Genomic DNA, 8,493 nt, shown 5'->3' with positions numbered 1-8,493 from the left:
TGGCCGTTTCCGCCCAGCCTGCGATTGGTCCATATGTGCGGCGCCAGGACTCGCCAAGCAGCTTCGATACGGCAGGGACGTCCTGTTCGGTCATGGCTCTAATTCGCATCGCGTCAACTCGTCGTCGCTGGGTTTGCTGAGCCTCACGCCAGCGTTGCCGCCGTTCTCAGCGAACAACTGGATGCCGCCCAGTCGGCAACAGATGTAGCCCCCTAGTTCACTCGCCGAAAGGCACACCACAGCCGACCGATATCCGCCCCAGCAAACCGTTCCGGCGCACGTCGCACAGGCCTCGCCGGGTGACACCACTGTGCAGGTCCAGAGAACCTCCGGCGAATAGGTAGCCGCCGCGCGGCGCGCCATTTCGGCGTCATGCTCGGCGTCGATCTTGCCTTGGCGCTGGGGATCGCATCGTTGGGGCCGATCGGCACCGCACGAGGCACCGTCAGACGATCGCGCGCGCTATTTCGGGGAGGCCTGAGATTGCGACAGTTTTCGGTTAGCGTGTATCGTCGCCCTTCACCAGGCCGCGCCACAAAAGACGGCGTCGTGCTAAACACAAAAGGAATGGATCGACGATCGGTTTCCGCAGAGTGCCCTCTAGAGCCATCATCGCGCCTCATCGCACGAGCTGATCCTGTTTGGACGATCTCCAGGCGCTATCTTGGATTAGATCAATCCACTGTGCGGAGTCTCCGATGTGCAACGACTACGAGCAGCATATCGCCTGGGCAGAATACTGCCGGATGATGCAGTCGCTGGCGATCAACATCCCTACCCACCAAACTGAACTGGATCTGCCGCAGGCAGACGACATCCGCATCAACGACCGAGCTCCGACCATGCGCGCCTCCGGTGATGCCATCGAACTGGTTTCGATGACGTTTGGTTTTCCTCCGTCGGGGCCAAAGGGCGGACCTGTATTCAACTTCCGCTCCGAAGGTCGACAGTTTGCCAACAGCAAGCGCTGCCTTGTTCCCGCCTCAGCGTTCTTCGAGTTCACGGGGACGAAGTATCCGAAGGCAAAGCATCGATTTTCGCTGAATGGCTCCTCCTTTATGGCCATCGCCGGGTTGTGGAAGGAAGGAGTAGGCAACAAGCCACCAACCTTCACGATGCTCACGACCGAGCCCGGGCCAGATGTGGCGCCTTACCACAATCGGCAAGTTGTTGTGCTCCAGCCGGCTGACTGGAGTGGGTGGATCCATCTGACAAGGCCAGAGGCTGAGCTTTTGCGACCACTGCCTGGAGGATCGCTAGAAGCGGAAACAGTTCGTTCAAGGTCCGATTAGGCGCTAGGTTGATGGAAACGTGCCAGGATTATTGACGGACGCTGATGCCGATCTTTTCTGTCAAGCACACCACTGTCTATCGCTATAACCGGCCTGTGAAGTTTGGCGAGCACAGGCTCATGTTCAGGCCGCGCGACAGTTTCGATCAACGACTTCTGGATCACGCCCTATCCGTAAGGCCTGAGCCGAGGGAGATTAGATGGATCCATGACGTTTTTGGAAACTGCGTAGCCGTGATCGATTTCAACGGCCCGGCCGATGAACTTCATTTCGCGACGGACATTCGGCTCGATCACACACCGCAGCATGCGCCCGATTTCCGTATCGATGAGGCCGCGCTCAACTATCCATTCTCCTACGATCCCGACGAGGTAGTAGACCTCGCGCAAACAATGGAGCGCCATCACGCCGATGATGGTGACGAGGTCGGCAAATGGGCACGACAGTTTGTCAGTGCCGCAGGACAGACCGAGACCGGAAAACTGTTGATGACGCTCTGCTACGCCATCCCCGAGAGCTTCGTATATTCCCGCCGGTTCGAAACCGGAACGCAACCACCGCTCATAACCTTGCATCTGCGCAAAGGCACATGCCGGGACTTTGCGCTTTTCATGATGGAAGCGGTTCGCTCGCTTGGCTTTGCTGCTCGTTTCGTGACCGGTTATGTGTATGTGCCGAGCCGCGATAGTGATGCTGTCCGCGGCGGTGGCTCGACGCATGCCTGGTGCCAGGTTTACTTGCCCGGGGCCGGTTGGATCGAGTTTGATCCAACCAACGGCATTGTCGGCAACCGAGATTTGATCAGGGTGGCGGTGGCTCGCCATCCCCGACAAGCCATCCCACTTTCCGGAAGTTACTCCGGAAGCGCGTCAAGTTTTCTGGATATGAGCGTTGAGGTGAAGGTGGCGAAGGAAACCGCGCCAACAAAAATTAGCGCTGTCTGATGTTCTCCGGAACTGTTTTGCAAACCCCGAGTTTGCCCGGTTCCTGAATTAGAACATTGGAGCATCGATGCGCATCCGCGCAGGTTTCAGCCTTACCTACGAATGCCCGCAGCCGACCCCAATGCTGCTGGTCCTTGAGATTCATCCCTCACGCCGCGTCGATCTGCTCACAGAGCAGATCATAGGCTTTGATCGCCCGATCGAGGCTCGCGGCTACATGGATGCTGTCGGCAACGCGTGCACGAGAATAGAAGCGCCGGCAGGGCTGACGACGGTATCGACGAGCTTCGAAATATACGACACTGGCAAGTCCGATGTTGTCATGCCAGACGCTGTTCAGCACGATATCAAGGACCTGCCGGATGACGTGCTCAGGTTTCTGCTCGGAAGCCGCTATTGCGACACCGATCGGCTTGGTGACATCACTTGGGCGGAATTCGGCAATACCACACCTGGTTGGACCCGAGTCCAGGCGATCTGCAATTTCGTGCACAATCACATCGCTTTCAACTACCAAGCCGCCAATCCGCTGCGGACCGCCTATGGCGCCGTTCGCAAACAATATCAGCTCCGCCGCTTTCAACGTTAATCCGTGCTTTTCGGCAAACATTAAATCTCGTAGGGTCGGCCTTCGAAGATCGAACCGGCGTCTGTCGCGATTTTGCACATCTGGCAATCTCACTGTGCCGCTGCATGAATATTCCCGCGCGCTATTGCACCGGTTATCTCGGCGACATCGGCGTGCCTCCCGTGCCGGATCCCATGGATTTCAGCGCATGGTTCCAAGCATATCTAAGCGGTCACTGGTTCACATTTGATGCTCGGCACAACCGCCCGCGCATAGGCAGGATCCTGATGGCGACGGGTTGCGACGCGACTGATGTTGCTCTCTCAACCAGTTTCGGCGCATCCAGACTTGCTGGCTTCAAAGTTGTCACGGAAGAAGTCCAAACGGACCAATTGTCGGAGGATCCTGTCGGAAATCCCGAGTCTTCACCTTGATCTGATCGATGTGACCATAAGGGCTGCGGGCTCGTTACTGTTGCCGGGGCTAACAATCCTCAAGGGCTGGGTCCGAGTGTTGGCGTCGCGCGGCCGCATCTATAGCGCGGCGAATGTATGACCGCACCAGCTATCGGCCAACCTGACCCCGTCGGCCGCTACGCCGCCTCGACCTTCAGCTGCACGGCCTCGCTCTTCCAGGAGGTCGGGCTCGGCCCTCGGCGCCCAGGCCGGCGAGGCCAGACAGCGCAAGGTGGTTACCGGCGGCCGCTTCCGCCGCTTCCGTCGCGCCACCGAGACACCGTTTAACATGGTTCTCGAGGCCCGCCCCTAACGTTCGCTGTGCAACAATTGGAGGAAGGCATGACTACTTACAATGTCGTTCGGTTTCGCACCAAGCCCGGCAAGGAACAGGCATTCATCGATGCGCCAAGAAGGCGACGCTCGACGTCGGGGGCTTCCGCAAAGCGGCGCTCGTCAGGACCGGCGACCGAACCTTCTGCGTCGTCGGTGAATGGAGCGATGGCACCACTGCTCCAAGGCATCGCTAGGTCATCTTTTCGCGGAACTTGCGGGCGTGAGCAACCTTGCGCCGCGTCGCGCATTTTGATTTTCGAATTGCGGGAAAATCGACGATGAGTGACAGAAACAAAATCCTGCTCATGGTGTCGGCAGCTCTGATCGTGATGCTGTCGATCTCGCTCGCCAATCACCTACTGTTCGCCAGAACGCACCCCGGAACACACGGCATCGCCGCGCAATGAAGCCGATGTCGGCGACGTCCTCAAAGCCTGGTTCAAACGAGGTTTGCTCTGGCAGACGACCGGGCCAGAATTGAGATCGTCGTGCTGCCAGAGCGGTGAGGAAGGCCTTCGCTGCGGCGTCACAGGCACACGCGACGGTCCGTTCGCAAACAATATCAGCTCCGCCGCTTTCAACGTTAATCCGTGCTTTTCGGCAAACATTTAAATCTCGTAGGGTCGATTGGCTGGTTCGTTGTCGGAGGCGGGATGCGGCTTGTTCATGAGCTACTAATATTAGGCTGGGCTCATGCGCGCCTTACGGATTCGTAAGGTGCAGTTCGTCTAAAATTGCGGTGGCACGCGGCCACAGGGACGCGCCAGGACGTGCGGCTGGCGAGGCCCTGCACACAGACACATGCGCAAGTGAGTTATCCACAGGTAGTCCACAGCCGAAGGCGACAGGCAATCCCTTAACGACAAAACGGGCCTTCCCGATCTAATATTACGCGTTGGGGATGCGGCTCGCTTCGCCCAAGCATCCCCTGCACCGGTCATTTCCGCGTCGATATCGGGAATTGTCAGATTGGATGCTGCACGCATTAGCTTCAAGGCCAGGCAATGGGCGGACTCGGTCGCGCCGCCGCCCCGATTTGGTCCTTTCTGGGCTAGTATGGCGGAGGCGGCGATAGCCGGCAGTGTGGTTGCTGTTTTTGTTGGCTTGGCGGCGGCAGTCACATGGCGGGTGCAATCGGCATAAGTATGATTTTGGCCTTTGCGTTGCCGTATTTCTATCTCCAGGGAATGGAGCGGAACAACAGTAAGGCCTTTGATACGGAATACATCAGCTTGCTGGAACAAGAGAGAGCAAGTAACGACCTACATCGTCAGCATTATCGAGAAGTCGCATCGGCGCACGCCGCTGACTACGAAGGATATGGCCAAGGCTCCGGGCATATCAACAAGACGCAGATCGAGGAGATCACGCCGAAGCCGAAGAGGCGTTGAAGCGCTACTATTGAACCAATCTGTCTACGCTTGCAGGACGACGGACACACCCGCCGCCACGGCAGCCCAGCTCGCCCATCTCCCCTGCCGTGAGATGTCGGCCATGAAGTCGTCCATTGAATTTCGGATGACGATTGTTGCAGCACGAATTCCCAGACGGCAGCCCAAGGCTGCCGGCCGTGCCGGCGGCCGGTGATCTACACCTGCATTCCCGACTACGAAGGCGATCGGTAGCAGCGCCTCCGCGACTGGAAGCCGACGTTCGTCCCAGGTGCCCCATAACGGGTCAATAGATTTGGCACCTTGTTTGCATCGACATATGTGGGGTTGGGGTGATGAGGCCCGTCGCTTCGCAAATGAGGCGGCGGGCCTTTTTGCAATTTCAACCTTGCTCATCAACGGGCAGCTCACCGGGGAGCTTAAGCCGAAACCGCTCAACTTCTGCAAATTTCTCAGCGAGATGTTTCGACTCGAAGAGCTGTCGCCTTATAATCCCATCTTCAGCAATTCGCACCATCCACTGGCCGAGTGCATATTTGACCCGGACGTCATCCGGTTCGCCCTTCACCATCGCGTGCGATCTAAGCGGAAGCCTTTGTCCTTTCCTTCAGCTCGCGCCGAAAGCAGCCCCAATGCTAAGATCCGTCAATCCAAGATTTTCTGATACCAGATATTTGTGGGACTGATGACTGGCAGGCGGCAGGATGCTCACCCATCCCTGCCTTAGATCAGGATACGCATCAACCGATCGGCCTGGCCCGGCAGTGCATGGCGCTGGTGAAAGTCAAGGTCTCGGCCTGACTAGGGTATATTACTTATTCATAATTTTGCGGCCACAAGTCTGCCAGGATGCCAACCGAAGGGGGAAGAGCCTTTTAACAGGAGCCCCTCGTCGAAATGATCACATACACGTCGACCTAGACGTTCTTGCACTGGGCCCTCTTTGTCCTAGCCGTCTTGCTTTACGCACTAACGTATGGGGAAGACTTTTTCCCCCGTGGCGATCCTTCGGTCGGTTGTTCTGCGCCTGAGAGGAGCCTCCGATCTTCCCAGCGAAATGTCGGCTCACGAGAGGGCGGCAGCCAAAATGGGCCACTTAGTCCTCTACGCACTACGCGATACCTGTGTTGGGCATTCTTGTGACTTGGTTTGGGGGGACGCGTTGAGTTTCTTCGGCCTCTCCACGGTGCGAACACCATTTGCCCCAGATCGAGCTACGGCGCGCACGCTTCGCGAACTTCATTCATTGTGTGCCAATGGAATTTTGATCGCGGCCAGCTTGCATGCTGTGGCCGCACTCTATCATCACTTCATCCGCCGCGATGCAGTTCTGACAAGGATGCTTCCCAAGTCCAATTGAGGCGAGACTCGGCGCCACTGGCAGGCGCCAGGACGCCGGGGAGGCGTCGGCGGCGTGGAGACTCGGCAAGGGGGACGCTCGCTGGCGGAGCCCTATGAGCTCCAAATTTTTCCGACGGGACCATTTCGCCGCCCGCACTGCTTCGATCCGCGGGCTTCATTCGATGCTTGGCGCGGGCGGGTTCGTCCGCGCCTCGCGCATATGCTTGAAGCGCAGGAAGGCCTCGCCGCATAATCGCCGCGCACGCGACGGACCATTGGTGTGCAGGAGTAAGCTCGATCTCCTGCCCCGAGCGTGACCTTGCTGGAATCGCGGCTCGAATGCGGAAAATCATAGGTGGGGATCGAGACGCTGACGAAGTCCTCATCGACCCGCCGTCGCACCGTGGCGGTCACCGCAACCTCTCCAATGCCTATTTTCACGCGCCGTGCGGAAGATTCTGGAGCGGTCCCCGGCCTCGTCAAGAGGTTGCTAATATATGTGGTGGCCAGGGGGGAACAAATTTTCGGAGCCGTCGTTTATTGCATCGGCCGGATCACCCAAGCCCATATTCCGACCGGCCAATCCTGTGTCAAAAGGCCCGCTGCTATGCCCTTGGCGGCGGGCTTTTTTGTAAGCGGAGTGAGATAGGATGCAATTGATCACCGGTCTCATTGTGCTGATAGTCTTAAGTGCAGCGGGGACCGCTGTAGCGTTGGTAGCCACGTCCACCCAACTGCTCGTCTATGAGGAAAAGGAAGCATCGGGCTTGTTCTCGTGCCAATATTTCACTGGCACAGGCGTGGAGCTACAATATTCCCAAACCGGCTGCGAGCGGTTCGCCCTCGTATCAAAATAAACGAGATGGCTTGGGTCTTGTCAGTTTCACCGAGATGAGGAATATAATCCTCCCGTTGCGGCGCCCCTTTCAAACGGAGCTCGCCATGCCCATGACCCTCGCAGACACCCTGCCTGCCAACGTTCGCTTCACGGTCAATTGCGGACATCCGGCATGCTGCAAGTCGACAAAGCTCGACGCCCAAGCGCTCATCGACCGGCTCGGCCCGGGCCACGGTTCGATGCATTGGGACTTGGTCAGGCTCTTCCGCTGCCCGTCGTGCAAGGCCGCTGGCCGCGATCGCCGGCCGGTGTTATTCACCTTCGTTCCTGACTATGAAGGCATCCAGGCTCCGCGCAACCGCGACTGGAAACCGACGTTCGATCGAGGGACTTAGGGACTTCAGTCTCAGTTGAGCTATCCCTAATATGCCTTTAGCTTAAGCAGTGCGGGGGACAATCCCAAAAGACCGACCCGCAAATGGCCGGTGTGGTCGTATCCCGCAACACCCCACTGCACCGGCCATTCCCCCACGGTAGCATCAGGCTGCCAAAATGGCGCTCGTAGCTCAAACAGGGCAGAGCGGAGGCTCAAATGGCCAGCGATAAGCGCAGGCAGGATTCTATTCACGACCATCAGGTCGAATGCTTCGCCTCGGAGAACGGTTTGACTCCGGATCTGGCTTGGGAGTTGATCGTAAAACACGGCAACAGCCGCAAGGCCGTCATCAAAGCCGCGCAGGGTTTGAAAGGTGATGTCAGGCAACACGGCCGACAGCCTCTTGCTCCCCTGTGGAGCCTCCGCCCCTGGAGGAGAGCGAGAAGCCGCATTGGCGAGCGAGGCAACAGCTTGCGCATGATGATCGACATGCGTCCTTCTGCGCCATAGGACGCAGGCTTGCGATCGACAATCTCAAAACCGTGCTTGCGGTAGAATGCCAGCGCCCGATCGTTGCCCTCAAGCACTTCTAGCGCGATGCTCGGGATGCCGACATGGGCCGCAAGTACGGCGGATGTCGGCCGCCAACCCGGATCCGAATTCACTTTTTTCTATGTGCGGGCGGTCGAGCATGACGTCACCTCCCGCATCCATCTCAGCCATCGCATAGCCGGCGAGAGACCCATCCGGCCGTTCCGCGACGAACGCTATCTTGTTGGTGTCCGCCAGTTCCTCCGCGAGCTGCTGCGGGGCATGATGGACGTCCGAAATCTTGGCCGTTTCCGCCCAGCCTGCGATTGGTCCATATGTGCGGCGCCAGGACTCGCCAAGCAGCTTCGATACGGCAGGGACGTCCTGTTCGGTCATGGCTCTAATTCGCATCGCGTCAACT

At 58.2% G+C, this 8,493-nt stretch carries 8 protein-coding genes and 3 pseudogenes; 10 read left to right on the top strand and 1 reads right to left on the bottom strand.

Going from position 1 to position 8,493, the window contains the following annotated elements; all coding sequences use genetic code 11:
• Window positions 1-698 precede the first annotated feature (698 nt).
• From AC1DZU_RS34940 to AC1DZU_RS34895, 10 genes and pseudogenes are all read left to right on the top strand, one after another.
• Complete coding sequence (locus AC1DZU_RS34940; protein ID WP_477291941.1) at window positions 699-1,292, top strand: SOS response-associated peptidase; 594 nt, start codon at window positions 699-701, stop codon at window positions 1,290-1,292.
• A gap of 44 nt (window positions 1,293-1,336) precedes the next feature.
• Window positions 1,337-2,236 (top strand): transglutaminase family protein, encoded by a 900-nt coding sequence (locus AC1DZU_RS34935; protein WP_477291939.1) that lies wholly within the window; start codon window positions 1,337-1,339, stop codon window positions 2,234-2,236.
• Window positions 2,237-2,303: 67 nt separating this feature from the next.
• Window positions 2,304-3,238, top strand: a pseudogene (locus tag AC1DZU_RS34930) (transglutaminase-like domain-containing protein).
• Window positions 3,239-3,382: 144 nt separating this feature from the next.
• A pseudogene (locus AC1DZU_RS34925) lies at window positions 3,383-3,572 on the top strand (SAM-dependent methyltransferase); the annotation flags it as partial.
• Window positions 3,573-3,873: 301 nt separating this feature from the next.
• The gene (locus tag AC1DZU_RS34920) at window positions 3,874-4,002 is read left to right on the top strand and encodes a hypothetical protein (protein WP_457155120.1); all 129 of its coding nucleotides are present in this window, start codon (window positions 3,874-3,876) and stop codon (window positions 4,000-4,002) included.
• Window positions 4,003-4,716: 714 nt separating this feature from the next.
• A complete protein-coding gene (locus AC1DZU_RS34915) occupies window positions 4,717-4,986 on the top strand; it encodes a hypothetical protein (protein ID WP_477291937.1) in 270 nt (89 codons plus the stop codon).
• Window positions 4,987-5,305: 319 nt separating this feature from the next.
• Window positions 5,306-5,650 carry a hypothetical protein gene (locus tag AC1DZU_RS34910; RefSeq protein ID WP_477291935.1) on the top strand — a complete coding sequence of 115 codons (345 nt, stop codon included), beginning with the start codon at window positions 5,306-5,308 and terminating at the stop codon, window positions 5,648-5,650.
• A 312-nt stretch (window positions 5,651-5,962) separates the two neighbouring features.
• Window positions 5,963-6,346, top strand: coding sequence for a cytochrome b (locus tag AC1DZU_RS34905; RefSeq protein WP_477291933.1), 384 nt, complete (start codon window positions 5,963-5,965; stop codon window positions 6,344-6,346).
• 923 nt (window positions 6,347-7,269) lie between these two features.
• Window positions 7,270-7,560: a hypothetical protein gene (locus tag AC1DZU_RS34900; protein ID WP_477291931.1), complete on the top strand. Its 291-nt coding sequence runs from the start codon at window positions 7,270-7,272 to the stop codon at window positions 7,558-7,560.
• A gap of 197 nt (window positions 7,561-7,757) precedes the next feature.
• Complete coding sequence (locus tag AC1DZU_RS34895; RefSeq protein ID WP_477291929.1) at window positions 7,758-8,051, top strand: hypothetical protein; 294 nt, start codon at window positions 7,758-7,760, stop codon at window positions 8,049-8,051.
• Between the two features lie 69 nt (window positions 8,052-8,120).
• Here AC1DZU_RS34895 and AC1DZU_RS34890 read toward each other — a convergent pair.
• Window positions 8,121-8,493, bottom strand: a pseudogene (locus AC1DZU_RS34890) (hypothetical protein); the annotation flags it as partial.

It is taken from the genome of Mesorhizobium sp. P2_A12 (assembly GCF_056405075.1).
Note: the sequence above shows the minus strand (reverse complement) of the source record. Positions and strands in the feature narration are given on the sequence as shown.